The 13,387-nt window shown below is 60.0% G+C and carries 14 protein-coding genes and 1 pseudogene; 6 read left to right on the top strand and 9 right to left on the bottom strand.

The window, feature by feature from the left end; all coding sequences use genetic code 11:
- Positions 1-89: 89 nt before the first annotated feature.
- On the bottom strand, positions 90-776 hold the full coding sequence (locus tag ACR0KX_RS09020) for a M48 family metallopeptidase (RefSeq protein ID WP_170621957.1): 687 nt from the start codon (positions 774-776) through the stop codon (positions 90-92).
- Between the two features lie 181 nt (positions 777-957).
- Here ACR0KX_RS09020 and ACR0KX_RS09015 point away from each other — a divergent pair, with 181 nt between their 5' ends.
- Together ACR0KX_RS09015 and ACR0KX_RS09010 are read left to right on the top strand one after the other, a co-directional pair.
- A complete protein-coding gene (locus ACR0KX_RS09015) occupies positions 958-1,674 on the top strand; it encodes an ArsR/SmtB family transcription factor (RefSeq protein WP_480626127.1) in 717 nt (238 codons plus the stop codon).
- A gap of 82 nt (positions 1,675-1,756) precedes the next feature.
- Positions 1,757-2,200, top strand: a complete 444-nt coding sequence (locus ACR0KX_RS09010) for a YqfO family protein (RefSeq protein WP_170450038.1) — start codon at positions 1,757-1,759, stop codon at positions 2,198-2,200.
- A gap of 69 nt (positions 2,201-2,269) precedes the next feature.
- Here the strand turns inward: ACR0KX_RS09010 and ACR0KX_RS09005 are convergent, their stop codons facing one another.
- From ACR0KX_RS09005 to ACR0KX_RS08985, 5 genes and pseudogenes are all read right to left on the bottom strand, one after another.
- Entirely contained in the window at positions 2,270-3,454 is a 1,185-nt protein-coding gene (locus tag ACR0KX_RS09005) for a vWA domain-containing protein (protein ID WP_170621956.1), read from the bottom strand.
- Positions 3,455-3,457: 3 nt separating this feature from the next.
- Positions 3,458-3,628 (bottom strand): hypothetical protein, encoded by a 171-nt coding sequence (locus ACR0KX_RS09000; RefSeq protein ID WP_170519210.1) that lies wholly within the window; start codon positions 3,626-3,628, stop codon positions 3,458-3,460.
- A gap of 7 nt (positions 3,629-3,635) precedes the next feature.
- Positions 3,636-5,003, bottom strand: coding sequence for a DUF2927 domain-containing protein (locus tag ACR0KX_RS08995; RefSeq protein ID WP_170621955.1), 1,368 nt, complete (start codon positions 5,001-5,003; stop codon positions 3,636-3,638).
- Positions 5,000-5,458: pseudogene (locus tag ACR0KX_RS08990) on the bottom strand (N-acetyltransferase family protein); the annotation flags it as partial. The gene ACR0KX_RS08995 and the pseudogene ACR0KX_RS08990, both read right to left, overlap by 4 nt.
- Positions 5,459-5,546: 88 nt before the next feature.
- Positions 5,547-6,392, bottom strand: a complete 846-nt coding sequence (locus ACR0KX_RS08985) for an AAA family ATPase (protein ID WP_170450048.1) — start codon at positions 6,390-6,392, stop codon at positions 5,547-5,549.
- Between the two features lie 379 nt (positions 6,393-6,771).
- Here ACR0KX_RS08985 and dksA point away from each other — a divergent pair, with 379 nt between their 5' ends.
- Both dksA and ACR0KX_RS08975 read left to right on the top strand, forming a co-directional pair.
- Positions 6,772-7,194, top strand: coding sequence for an RNA polymerase-binding protein DksA (gene dksA, locus ACR0KX_RS08980; RefSeq protein ID WP_170450050.1), 423 nt, complete (start codon positions 6,772-6,774; stop codon positions 7,192-7,194).
- A gap of 71 nt (positions 7,195-7,265) precedes the next feature.
- Positions 7,266-8,417 (top strand): FAD-dependent oxidoreductase, encoded by a 1,152-nt coding sequence (locus ACR0KX_RS08975; RefSeq protein WP_170621953.1) that lies wholly within the window; start codon positions 7,266-7,268, stop codon positions 8,415-8,417.
- Positions 8,418-8,421: 4 nt separating this feature from the next.
- Here ACR0KX_RS08975 and xth read toward each other — a convergent pair whose 3' ends face one another.
- Together xth and ACR0KX_RS08965 are read right to left on the bottom strand one after the other, a co-directional pair.
- Positions 8,422-9,201, bottom strand: a complete 780-nt coding sequence (gene xth, locus ACR0KX_RS08970) for an exodeoxyribonuclease III (protein WP_170450054.1) — start codon at positions 9,199-9,201, stop codon at positions 8,422-8,424.
- 182 nt (positions 9,202-9,383) lie between these two features.
- Positions 9,384-9,707 (bottom strand): HesB/IscA family protein, encoded by a 324-nt coding sequence (locus tag ACR0KX_RS08965; RefSeq protein WP_170450056.1) that lies wholly within the window; start codon positions 9,705-9,707, stop codon positions 9,384-9,386.
- A 76-nt stretch (positions 9,708-9,783) separates the two neighbouring features.
- Between ACR0KX_RS08965 and ACR0KX_RS08960 the strand changes: the two genes are divergently transcribed.
- Entirely contained in the window at positions 9,784-10,926 is a 1,143-nt protein-coding gene (locus tag ACR0KX_RS08960) for a deoxyguanosinetriphosphate triphosphohydrolase (protein WP_170621952.1), read from the top strand.
- Here the strand turns inward: ACR0KX_RS08960 and ACR0KX_RS08955 are convergent, their stop codons facing one another.
- Entirely contained in the window at positions 10,927-11,478 is a 552-nt protein-coding gene (locus ACR0KX_RS08955; RefSeq protein ID WP_170450060.1) for a molybdopterin-binding protein, read from the bottom strand.
- A 133-nt stretch (positions 11,479-11,611) separates the two neighbouring features.
- On the opposite strand from ACR0KX_RS08955, the gene argS reads away from it, so the two are divergent.
- Positions 11,612-13,357, top strand: a complete 1,746-nt coding sequence (gene argS / locus ACR0KX_RS08950; protein WP_170621951.1) for an arginine--tRNA ligase — start codon at positions 11,612-11,614, stop codon at positions 13,355-13,357.
- Positions 13,358-13,387: the final 30 nt, after the last annotated feature.

The following is a 13,387-nucleotide window of genomic DNA, read 5'->3' as shown; positions in this document are numbered from 1 at the left end:
CTGGCTGAAAATATCTCGGAGAGCCGCCATTGGTGCGCCATTGGTTCGAGCGCCAATGGCGGCGAGGCTGGCCTCTCGCTACGCCCCCTTCAGCCACCCGCCCAACGCTGCTCAAGCGCCTCCAACGCCGCAATCCGCTCACCCGTCTTCGGATGGCTCATGAGCCAGGCAGGCACCATTCCAGCCCTCTGCTGCGTCAGATCTTCCAGCTTGTGAAACAGGGATTTCTGCGGCTTGATCCCGATCCCGGCCTTGGTCAGCAAAGCAGCGGCGTATTCGTCAGCCTCATACTCATCCTGCCGCGACAGGCGCGAGGCCAGCAGTGAGGTCAGCGCATTGGCGATCATCGCGCCGACAAACGGAATGAACCGGTTCAGCACCAGGATCAGCGCCGTGCGCAAGGCGTTCTGTCCCGAGAAATCGATCATCCGACGCCGCGCATGACCCAAGGCCACATGCCCCAGCTCATGCGCAATCACGCTGGCCATTTCCTCGGCCGAGACCTCACCGTTCCGGAACTTGCGATAAAACCCGCGCGTGATGAAAATCCGCCCATCCGGCGCGGCCAGACCGTTCACCGGATCAATCTCATAAATATAAACCGGCACCCGCGCGATATCCAAAGCGGCGGCCAGCCGATCGGTCATCCGCTTCAACGCCGGATCAGCCAGCTCGGTCGACTTCTGGTCCAACTCACGATGGGTGCGCCAGACGGAAATCCGGTACATCACAAGGCCATAAGCAATGGCGAGAAGGATCGGGGTGAAACGCAACATGGGGTAGATATGGTAGCGTGAGGCTTTGGGGGCAAACAAAAAGTTTAGATTCTGCTGTGCGCAACGAAGCGGATAAACGGTTATTTTGCTGCCTTTGCGCCAATACCCGATCTGCCAAAACAGCTTCTTACTTCGGCCACCATCGAAGCGTTCGCTCTGGCTGTGTTTGAAGGGTGCGTATATGCTGGCCAGTATGACCGTCGAACCAAGACTGGATATTATTGGCGCAGCTTTGGCCGATCCCAGCCGATCGCGAATTCTTTGCGAGTTGATGGATGGCCGCGCTTTCACCAACAAGGAGTTGGCCTGTGCGGCACGCGTCAGCCCGCAGACGGCAAGTGGTCATCTAAAGCAGCTCGAACATGCAGGCCTGACCGCTTCACTACGTAGCGGAAGACATATCTATCACCGGATCGCCAATGCAGAAGTCGCCGCAATTCTGGAAGGGCTGGCCCAGCTTTCTCCCACCGAGCATTTGTCGCGTCCCGGTCAGCTTGGCACGGACACTCTTCTGTCACGCAGTTGCTACAACCACATCGCGGGCAGGATGGGTGTTTTGATGACAGATCGCTTGATCGCGCTCAATGTGCTGAAAGTACACAATGACACTCTCTCAGCCGGTCCGCGCTATCGAAGCTTCCTCGATGATATCGGCATCCAGAGTCCAATCGGTGGTACGGGCAAGCCTCCGGCGAAGCTCTGCCTCGACTGGACGGAGAGGCGGCATCACATTTCGGGCCCGCTGGCAACTGGGATCATGAATAGATTTCTGGAAGCAGGGTGGTTGGAGCGCCGCACTGGCAGTCGAGCTTTGAACATCACCGATGAAGGGTGGAATGCGCTTAAGCGCCAGTTCGGTATAACCCAACCGGATATCGATCTCTTCAATCCAGTCTGATACTTCGGTCGTTAACGAACTGTCTTTTCTGCCGGTGACACCGATCCCGGTTATTCCGACTGCACATCAGTTGGAGGCAACAATGGCACTACCCACGTTCGACAATGATAGATTCGTATCCGAAGAGGGGCTGCGGATTATTGTTCAGGTACCCGATACACATGCACAAAGGATCGTGGATGCGGTTCTGATCGAGGACAGGCTGAAATACGGAGATTATGATTCCGTGACATACAAGACCACGTTGGGAACCCAGCAGTTCAGGTCACTGGGGAGCGGTCGCAATGCTGCTACTGAGAAGGCAGTCGAAGTGCCCTGCGTGGAAGTCTCGTTTTTCTTAGGCGGTGAGGAAGCCAAATCCGTGCACGTTCTGAAGGCCATTTATGCATCTCACCCCTACGAAGAACCGGTTGTGTACGTGGGCCAGTATCTCCGGACGCTTCACATTCGCGGCGTAGACGAAGACAATCCCAACAGGTTTTGGAACAGCGATGCCGAAGACTGGGTGCCCGAAGAACACCGGTAGCGGTTGCAAAAGCCGCCGTTCTTTCAAAGCGTAAAGTCGGTCGAACAGGGCTTAAAGCGGGCAGCGCAGCTACCGCGTCAGGTCCCGCATGCCCTGTTCCAGCCCGGCCAGCGTCATGGGTACCATCCGGTTCTCGAAAATCTCGCGGACCATGCCGATGGAATGGGTGTATTCCCAGTACTTCTCGGGCACCGGGTTGATCCACAGGTTGGAACTCCACTGTTCCCGTGCGCGCTCCAGCCAGACCTGACCGGCCTCCTGGTTCCAGTGTTCGTTGGCACCGCCGGGATAGGCGATTTCGTAGGGACTCATCGAGGCGTCGCCGACGAAGATGCACTTGTAGTCGGGGCCGTAGGTGCGCAGAACCTCATGGGTTGGGGTCTGTTGATCCCAGCGGCGGCGGTTGTCGCGCCAGACGCCTTCGTACAGGCAATTGTGGAAGTAGTAGTATTCCAGATGCTTGAATTCGGTCCGCGCGGCTGAAAACAATTCCTCAACCACCTTGATATGCGGGTCCATTGAACCGCCGACGTCCAGAAACAGCAGCACCTTGACAGCATTATGGCGCTCGGGCCGGGTTTTGACGTCCAGATAGCCGTGTTCAGCCGTGGCGCGGATGGTGCCGTCCAGGTCCAGTTCTTCAACCGCGCCCTCGCGTGCCCAACGGCGCAGGCGTTTCAGGGCGACCTTGATGTTGCGGGTGCCCAGTTCAACTGTGTCGTCCAAGTTTCTGAATTCACGCTTGTCCCAGACTTTCACGGCACGCTGATGGCGGCTTTCCTTCTGGCCGATGCGCACGCCTTCGGGGTTATAGCCGTAAGCCCCGAACGGAGAGGCCCCGGCGGTGCCGATCCACTTGTTGCCGCCCTGATGGCGGCCTTGCTGTTCCTGCAAACGCTCGCGCAGCGTCTCCATCAGCTTGTCGAACCCGCCAAGCGCCTCGATCTCGGCCATTTCCTCATCGCTCAGATGTTTCTCGGCCATTTTGGCCAGCCAGTCGGCGGGGATGTCGACGGCATCCAGCACCTGATCAAAGCTGATCTCGCCCAGCCCTTCGAAACTGGCGGCAAAGGCGCGGTCGAACTTGTCGATGTTGCGCTCGTCCTTCACCATCGAGACACGGGCGAGGTAGTAGAACGCCTCGACATCATAGGTGGCCAGACCCTTCTTCATGCCTTCCAGAAAGGTCAGATATTCGCGCAGGGATACGGGGATGCCTGCTTTGCGAAGGTTTTCGAAGAAGGGCAGGAACATGGGCTACCCCACAAACCGCACAAGGATCAGCGACAGGATCAGGCCCACCAGGGCAAAGGCAATGCCATAGCCTGCCGCGTATTGCGCCATATCCGCAGCGTTGCCGTTGCGCTTGCGTGCGCTCAAAACGCCCAGGATTGCACCCAAAACAGCCATTCCCAGTACTACGAGCATTCGTTTGTCATCCGCTTGTATTGTTGTCCAAACGTCCAGCCGCGCCGCTTTCCACCAGCGACTGCACCACCAGATCCGAGCCAAACCCGTATCGCGCCCACCCCAGACTGTCCACCCTGACGGCGCGTGCCTGCTGCATCTGTCCGGCCTGCTTCAACGCCTCGGATTTCAGCAGTAGCAACGTCGCGAGGAGTGAGGCATTTTCGGCACGGGTCATCACATCAATGGCGCTGTCCAGCTGCGGCAGCACGTCCGGCCCGCGATCCTGTGCCAGGGCAAAGGCGGCGGTCTGGGTTGTGACGTGGGCGCGGTGCACCTCGGTTCCCGGTGTGGCGTTCAGGAACTGCATGGCGATCTGATATTGTTGCAACGCCGCTGCCGGATCGCGGAACTGGACCATGCGGCCCATCAGGTAATGCGGATAGGCGCGGCGATGGTCGGTCCATCCCAGTTGCCGACCGATTTCGGCGGCCCGTTGGGCGGCACGCATTTGCCGGGGGGATCCGGGGCCGGGGCCGAGGGATTTGTTGATTGCGTCGATCCATTCGCGCGGTGTTTCGGTCAATGGCTGCACTGCCAGCCGATCGCCGCGCGGGTTCAGACGGCTCAGCACACCCGGGATCACCGCCTCGACCTGTTCGCGGGTCATGCCGGTGCGCAGCTCGGGCGCATAGGCCGCCCGCAGGATCAGCATGTCGAACCCGGTCAGAACGGTGTGGATATTGTCGTCGTTGAACACCGAATCCGGCAGGTGATACAGGTCGTTCAACGGCCCCAGCGCCTGTGCCAGTTCTTCATGCAGGCAATCGCGCATTTCCTGAGGGCTGACATCGTAGGGGATAAAAATCCCCAATCGCTCGCGCTGGCGCAGCTCGGTCCAGCTGCTTTTGATCTTGCGCCGGTCGCGGCGGTATTCTTCCAGGCTGGAGGAGTTGGGCACCACGAAACAGGCCGCGTTTGGCAGGATGCGGTGAATGTCGCGCTGGCTGACGGCCTCGATAGTGATGTTGGCCTGACCCTCGGTGATCTGGCGAATATCGATCCGGGCTTCGCGTTGCAGCCGCGACAGAAGGCTGGTCAGATCACGCTGCATACTGGGCGTGGGCCTGCCGGTCAGACGGACCGTGACCGGTGTCTCGAACCGTGTGAACACCGGCAGTTTTGTACCGCCTTCCAGTGCGAAATGCAGATCGACAAAATCCGAAGCGATGTTGGTGTTCGATCGCGCCGGAGGGGTAGGGCGCGCCGTTGAAAACGTCTTGGCCGGGGGCAGTGACCGTTCGACAACTTTCACGCTGTCCGGCAGCTCGATCCGTTCGACGGATGCGCAGGCGGAAAGCACCAGTGCCGCAGCAAGCGCGCCCCAACGCATCATGAGCGATTGTACCTGATAAAGGGCGTCAGCGTGCCGATCCGGTCATATAGCTTTCGTGCCGTGTGGTTGAAATCCTGCGTCAGCCAGTAGACCGACGGCGCGCCTTGTCGGTCAGCCTCGTCATACACCGCCTGGATCAGGGCGCGCCCGACTCCGGTACCGCGTGCTTCGGGCCAGGCAAACAGGTCCTGCAGATAGCACACCTTTTCAACCTTCCAAGCGTGGCGGTGGAACAGATAATGCGTCAGGCCGACAAGCCTGCCATCCTGTTCAGCGACAAAGCACGAGAAATCCTGCGGATCATCGCCTAACAGGCGCTCAAACGTGGTGTGGTAGACCTCATCCGGGACGGAGGTTTCATAGAACGCCAGATAGGCGTGCCACATCTCGGCCCATTGATCCCTGTCCTCAGCCGTGAGGGGGCGAATTTTCGGTGCGTTGGCCAAGCGATGCGTCCTGTTCCTGAGATAACCTTAGGTCTTTCGATGCTGACATCCACCCCGTCGCAAGGCAAGCCGCGTTCACAGCCTGTTCAAAGGCAATTTAGCGCTTGCTGCGCGCCATAAAGGCCAGACGCTCGAACAGATGCACGTCCTGCTCGTTCTTCAGCAGCGCCCCGTGCAGCTTGGGCAGGGCATTGGCCCCATCGCGTTTCAGATCCTCGGCGGTCAGATCCTCGGCCAAGAGCAGCTTGAGCCAGTCCAGCACTTCCGAGGTCGAGGGCTTTTTCTTCAGCCCCTGCGTCTCGCGGATTTCGTAGAACTGCGTCAGGGCGGTGGTCAGCAGTGCATCCTTGATGCCGGGGTGATGCACCTCGACAATGCGGCGCATTGTGGCCTCGTCCGGGAAGCGGATATAGTGGAAGAAACAGCGGCGCAGGAAGGCGTCGGGCAGTTCCTTTTCGTTGTTCGAAGTGATGATGACGATGGGGCGGTTCTGGGCCCGGATGGTCTCGCCGGTCTCGTAGACATGGAACTCCATCTTATCGAGTTCCTGCAGCAGGTCGTTTGGAAACTCGATATCGGCCTTGTCGATTTCGTCGATCAGCAGAACGACCTTTTCGTCCGCCTCGAACGCCTGCCACAGTTTACCCTTGCGGATATAGTTCGCGACGTCATGCACGCGCTCTTCACCCAGCTGACTGTCGCGCAACCGGCTGACGGCGTCGTATTCATAAAGGCCCTGCTGCGCACGGGTGGTGGATTTCACATTCCACTCGATCATTTTCAGACCCAACGCACCAGCCACCTGTTTGGCCAGCTCGGTTTTGCCGGTGCCGGGTTCCCCCTTGACCAACAGGGGGCGTTCCAGCGTGACGGCGGCGTTCACGGCGATATTCAGGTCGTCTGTGGCAACATATTCGGCTGTGCCTTGGAAACGTGCGGTCATGGGCCCCTCATGTGGTAGCGCGCGGATGCGGGCGATCTGGGTTCCGGGTTACAGAGGGGTGGGGTTTTTGACAACCCGGGTCGCTGCGTCGATTCAGCGGAAAATCGCAACGACTCCAAACCCTTTTACGTGATTCGCAGGTCCCCCGTTGTGCCGCCGGTTGAAACTTGCCTCAAAAAAACCTGCGTATGACCACTGAAAAACAACGTTTTGTTGTTTCAAGTCTCATATTTAGACAGCCTAGCGACCCGGCGCGCTGGTCCTACGTTTGTGTAGTGACAATCGTGTGCCCGTCGGATAAACGCTGCGCAGAAGGGGGTGCCAAATGTCAGGTGATACTACCGCTACCGACGTTTCAGGCCATACCGAGGGAGCAAATATGAAGCAGGAAGTTTTTCTGCCGGACGATTACCGCCCGGCCGAAGATGAACCTTTCATGAATGATCGGCAGCTTGAGTATTTTCGGCGCAAGCTGCTGGATTGGAAGACAGAATTACTCGCAGGCAGCCGCGACACGATCGAAGGGCTGCAAGACAACACCCGAAACATTCCCGATGTCGCCGATCGCGCAAGCGAGGAAACCGACCGTGCGCTGGAACTGCGCACCCGGGATCGTCAGCGCAAGCTGGTGGCCAAGATCGACTCGGCCCTGCGCCGGATCGACGAAGGCGAATACGGGTATTGCGAAAAGACAGGCGATCCGATCTCGCTGAAACGTCTGGATGCGCGTCCGATTGCAACCATGACGCTAGAGGCGCAGGAACGCCACGAGCGGCGCGAGAAGGTTCACCGCGACGATTGATCGCTGCGGAATCCACAAGAACACAAACGCCGGGGCCTGTCGCCTCGGCGTTTTTGCGTTAAGCCAAGGGCATGAATATCGACGGACTTAGATTCTGTGTCATCGGCGGCGGCATCGGCGGGCTGGCCGCAGCGCTGGCTTTGCGCCAACGCGGGGCGCAAGTGACAGTGCTGGAACAGGCCCCCGCCTTGACCGAGGTCGGGGCGGGCCTGCAGATCAGCGCAAACGGGATGCGCGTTCTGCACGCCCTGAACGTGGTCTCGGACATCCCCGAACTGGGGCAGCGATCTTACGGCACGGTGTTGTGCGACTATCGCAAAGGGCGTGTGATCAGCCGCGTTCCGGGCCCGACGGCGGGGGCGACCTATTACTACCACCGCGCCGATCTTCTGGATCTGCTGCATGACGCGGCCAAAAAGGCGGGCGTGGACATACGATTAAATGCGCGCGTGACCCAGGTGCACAAGCACCCCGCAGAAGCCGAGATTGTGTTGGCTAACGGGGAACGCCTCCGCGCCGAATGTGCCATAGCCGCCGATGGCGGGCGAAGCGCCATCCGGCCCGACTTGAACGGGCCCGAGATGCCCAGTTTCACCCATCAGGTCGCCTGGCGCGCGACGCTCCCGTGGAGTGGTGCCGAAGCAGAGCCGCGCGCAACCCTTACAATGGGTCCACGCCGCCATGTGGTGACTTACCCTCTGCGCGACCAGAAACTCATGAATATCGTGGCAGTAGAAGAGCGGTCTGACTGGCAGGAAGAAGGCTGGCGCAAGCAGGGCGATCCAGATGATCTGCGCGCCCGGTTCGCTGACTTCGGTGGCCCCGTGCGCGATATTTTGGCCGAGGTGAAGGAAGCGCATGTCTGGGCGCTGTTCCTGCGGCCCGTCGCCCAGACATGGCAAAACGGGCGTGTTGCCTTGCTTGGGGACGGCGCGCACCCAACCTTGCCTTTCATGGCGCAGGGGGCCTGTCTGGCACTGGAAGACGCCTGGGTATTGGCGCGGTCCTTCACGGACCAATCGGGCGTGGCCCGCGCCCTTGCGGCCTATGAGGCAACACGCATCCCTCGCGCCCAGCGTGTCGTCGCCACAGCTGCCGCAAACGCCCGCAACTTTCACCTGCAAGGCCCCATGCGGTTTGCCGCGCAGCTGGCGCTTTCAGCCCTGGGGCCGCATCTGACGCGCCGGTACGAATGGATTTACAGCCACGACGTGACCGCCTGATCTGTCAGATCTCCAGATCCACCCAGACCGGAACGTGATCCGACGGCTTTTCATGCCCACGGACCTCGGCATCAATCCGGCAGTCGCGCATCAGGTCGGCGGCTTGCGGCGTCAGTAGAAAATGGTCGATCCGGATGCCGTCATTCCTGTTCCAGGCCCCCGCTTGGTAATCCCAAAACGAGTAGTGCCCGGGGCCTTGGGTGCGGGCGCGAAACGCCTCGGTAAACCCAAGATTCAGGATCTTGCGAAACGCCGCGCGGCTCTCGGGGCGAAACAGAGCATCCTCGCGCCACGCATCGGGGCGTTTGGCGTCGTCGGGCTGCGGAATGATGTTGTAGTCCCCGGCCATCAGCGCGGGTTCTTCACTGGCCATCAAGTCCTTGGCGCGCGCATATAGGCGTTCCATCCAGGCAAGCTTATAGTCGTATTTGGGGCCCGGAGCCGGGTTGCCATTGGGCAGGTACAGCCCGCAAATCCGTAAGGCCTGCTTTCCAACAACGGTTGCCTCGATCCAGCGCGCCTGCTCATCTTCGTCATCTCCGGGCAATCCGCGCGAAACATCCTCAAGCGGCAGTTTCGACAGGATTGCAACCCCGTTGAAACTCTTCTGGCCATGGGTTTCGACATTGTAACCACGCTCTTCGAACAACTCGCGTGGAAAGTTCTCGTCCACCGATTTGATCTCTTGCAGCAGAACGACATCGGGCTGCGCATCATCCAGCCACCGGGGCAGGGCCTCGGCCCGCGCCTTGATGCCGTTGATATTGAACGTGGCGATTTTCATGCGCGCTCCTCCGATGCCTCAGGGCAACCTATCGCGCAGAACCGGCCCAACGGCAAGGCGGATGGCGGGTTTGCGAGGCTCTGCCTCGCGCTCCGGGATATTTATGGCCAGATGAAGAGACGGATCCCTGCTTCATCTGGCTACAAATATCCCGGGGGTGTGGGGGCTGGCCCCCACCTGCGCTACATGGAAAAAGAGGTGCCGCAGCCGCAGGAGGAGGTGGCGTTGGGGTTCTCGATCACAAACCGCGCGCCGATCAGTTCCTGGGTGAAGTCGATGACGGCATTTTCAAGAAACGGCAGGGAAACGGAATCCACGATGACCTTTTGGCCCTTGCCCTCAAGAACCAGATCGTCGTCCTGAGGTTTATCCAGTGCGATTTCGTATTGAAAACCGGAACATCCGCCGCCTTCCACCGCGACGCGCAGGGCTTGACCCTGATCCGCTGCGCCGATCTCGGCGAGGCGATCAAAGGCGCGTTCCGTGACTGTTGGGGGCAGATTCATGCCAATCTCCAAAGGTTTATTTCCTAAGCCGGGTACAATATATGAAACCTCAGGACAGGCGACAAGGACAAGACCTTTGGAAAGAGCGGGTTTTGCCTCGGACCCAGCCCGCGCGCGGGGGCGGCTGGTGCCGGAGGAGGAGAGCAGTTTCCGGTCATGCTTTCAGCGTGATCGCGACCGGATTATTCATGCCAGCGCGTTTCGGCGGCTCAAACACAAGACGCAGGTGTTTGTCGAGCATGAAGGCGACAGCTATCGCACCCGTCTGACCCATTCCATCGAAGTCGCTCAGGTGGCGCGTACCATTGCCGGGGCGTTGGGGCTGAACCCCGAACTGACCGAGGCCGTGGCTTTGGCTCATGATCTGGGACACACGCCGTTCGGGCATACAGGCGAGGACGCCTTGCACGCGCTGATGGCGCCCTATGGCGGGTTTGATCACAATGCGCAGGCCATTCGGATCGTGACCAAGCTGGAACGTCACTATGCCGAGTTTGATGGCTGCAATCTGACATGGGAATGTCTGGAAGGGATCGCCAAGCATAATGGCCCGGTGGTCGGCGAACTGCCCTGGGCACTGGCCGAGTGCAATCAGGGGTTTGACCTTGAACTGCACACCCATGCCAGCGCCGAGGCGCAGGTGGCGGCGCTTTCAGATGATATCGCGTATAACAATCATGATTTGTTCGACGGGTTGCGGGCGGGCCTGTTCACGGATGCAGACATTCAGAACCTGCCGATTGTCGGCGCGTGTTTTGCCGAGGTGGACGCCAAATACCCAGGCCTCGACCCTTACCGCCGTCGGCATGAAGCGTTGCGGCGGGTATTTGGCGTCATGGTCTCGGACGTCATTGACACCTCGGGCGATCTGATCGCGGCTTCGGGGGCGGGGTCTGTCGAAGACATCCGGCACCTCGGGTATCCGGTCATCCAGTTCTCGGGTGATCTCTGGGCTCAGCTGAAAGAAATTCGCGCCTTCCTTTTCACGCGAATGTACCGCGCGCCTTCGGTGATGGAAGTGCGGGCCAAGGTCAGCAAAGTGGTCGAGGAACTGTTCCCGATTTATCTGAATGACCCGAAACAGATGCCGGGTCATTGGCATGACGATATCGAAGCGGCCGGTGATGAGACGGCTTTGGCCCGGATAGTATCGGATTACATCGCGGGCATGACGGACCGGTTCGCCCTGCAGGATCATGCGCGGCTGACCGGAGGCTGATCACTCGATCCCGATATAGGCCAGTGCCCAGACCTGCTGACTGGCCTGTTCCTGCGCCAGATCGGGGTCGTCGGTGGGCGGGAAGACGATCATGGTCGGGCCATAGCCACCGATGCCCATCGGGTTGCTATCGGCGTGCGTGGCAACAATCGGTTGATGTGCTGAGATGCTGTCCCACGGGATTTCGGCCTGATAACCGTCCAACGCCATCGGCTTTGCCGTCTTCCCCTCGGCCCCGGCCATGGTCATCACATCTGACAGGCGCGGGCCGGAGAATGCGATGTCGCGCTGATTGCCTTCGGGGCCGTAGGCTATGGTGATCTCGACCTGTTCGAGCCCGTCCAGCATCACAGCATCGAAACCAGCCGCGCCGTCGTGCTGGACCTCAAGATAACCCAACAACCCGCCGTCATTCTCGCCGCGGGCGGGCAGGTTGGTCTCGGTCACGGCTCCGCCCAGTGTCAGCAGCACATGGCCCTGCGGCGCGGGTATATCGGCCCAGAGCGGCAGGGCGGTGGTCAGCATCAGGCTCAACGGCAGGGCAAGGCGCATTGTCGGATCTCCGGTTCGTGGATTTCTGCCGACACTAGCGGGCTTTGACGGTAAACCAAGCGCAAACTTTAGGCGTCCATTGACCTTGGCGTGGTGCGTGGTAAACCGCCCGGCAAGCAAAAGGACATCCGTAATGAACCTGTTTTCCGAGATCCGTGCCCTGGTACTGGACGCGCTGGCGCAGATGCAGTCCGAAGGCGCGCTGCCCGAGGGGCTGAGCTTTGACAACGTGGCGGTCGAACCTCCGCGCGACGCGGCGCATGGCGACATGGCGACCAACGCGGCGATGGTGCTGGCGAAACCGGCCAAGATGAAGCCGCGCGACATTGCTGATGTGCTGGCCGGGAAACTGGCCGAGGACGGGCGGATCACCAGCGCCGAGGTGGCCGGGCCGGGCTTTCTGAACCTGCGGCTTGCGCCGACCGTCTGGCAGGGCGTACTGGCGGCGGTGCTGGAGCAGGGCACCGACTATGGCCGCTCGACCATGGGGCAGGGGCAGAAGGTCAATGTTGAGTATGTCTCGGCCAACCCCACCGGCCCGTTGCATGTGGGCCATACGCGGGGCGCGGTGTTCGGCGATGCCTTGGCAAGCCTCTTGGCCTATTCGGGTCATGACGTGACCCGCGAGTATTACATCAACGATGGCGGCGCGCAGGTGGATGTGCTGGCACGCTCGGCCTATGAACGGTATCGCGAGGCCAATGGCCTCAGCCCCGAGATTGCCGAAGGTCTTTATCCCGGTGACTACCTGATCCCGATCGGTGAGGCGCTGAAAGAGAAATATGGCGACAGTCTGATCGACAAGCCGGAAAGCGAATGGCTGGAGGACCTGCGCGAGTTCTCGACCGACGCGATGATGGACCTGATCCGCGCCGATCTGAAGGCGCTGGGCGTTGAGATGGACGTGTTCTTCTCGGAGAAATCCCTCTATGGCACAGGCCGGATTGAGGCTGCGCTGGCGTCGCTGACCGACAAGGGCTTGATCTATGAAGGCGTGTTGGAGCCGCCCAAAGGCAAGAAGCCCGAGGATTGGGAACCGCGCGAGCAGACCCTGTTCAAATCCACCGAGCATGGTGATGACGTGGACCGCCCGGTCAAGAAATCGGACGGCAGCTGGACCTATTTCGCCCCCGATATCGCCTATCACTATGACAAGGTGAGCCGTGGTTTTGACGCGCTGATCGACGTGTTTGGTGCTGACCATGGTGGCTATGTCAAACGGATGAAGGCGGCTGTTTCGGCGCTGTCCGATGGCAAGGTGCCGCTGGATATCAAGCTGACGCAGTTGGTGAAGCTGTGGAAGAATGGCGAGCCGTTCAAGATGTCCAAGCGGGCCGGGAACTTTGTCACGCTGCGCGATGTGGTCGATCAGGTTGGCCCGGATGTGACCCGTTTCGTGATGCTGACGCGCAAGAACGACGCGCCTCTGGATTTCGATTTCGACAAGGTGCTGGAGCAAAGCCGCGAGAACCCCGTGTTCTACGTGCAATACGCCCATGCGCGGGTCATGAGCGTGCTGCGTCGCGCCGCCGAGGCCGGGATTGCCGCCGATGATGCGACGCTTACAGGTGCTGACCTCAGCAAGAACGATCACGCCTCGGAACTGACTGTGGCGAAGAAGCTGGCCGAATGGCCGCGCTTGGTGGAAATCGCGGCGCGCACCAATGAGCCGCACAGGGTTGCCTTCTATCTGTATGAACTCGCAGGGGATTTCCATGCATTGTGGAACAAAGGCAATGATGAAACCCAATTGCGCTTCATCCAGGATGGCGATGTTGCCACAAGCCAGTCGAAAATCGCCTTGGCGCGGGCTGTTTCTGTTGTGATTTCAGCGGGCTTGGGTATTCTTGGCGTCACTCCGGCGCAGGAGATGCGGTAACAAAATCGCCCGAAACGCCGGTCTGAGGTA

Source organism: Ruegeria sp. BG5 (genome assembly GCF_056538425.1).
The sequence above is the reverse complement of the archived record's forward strand: the minus strand, read 5'-3'. Positions and strand labels throughout refer to the sequence as shown.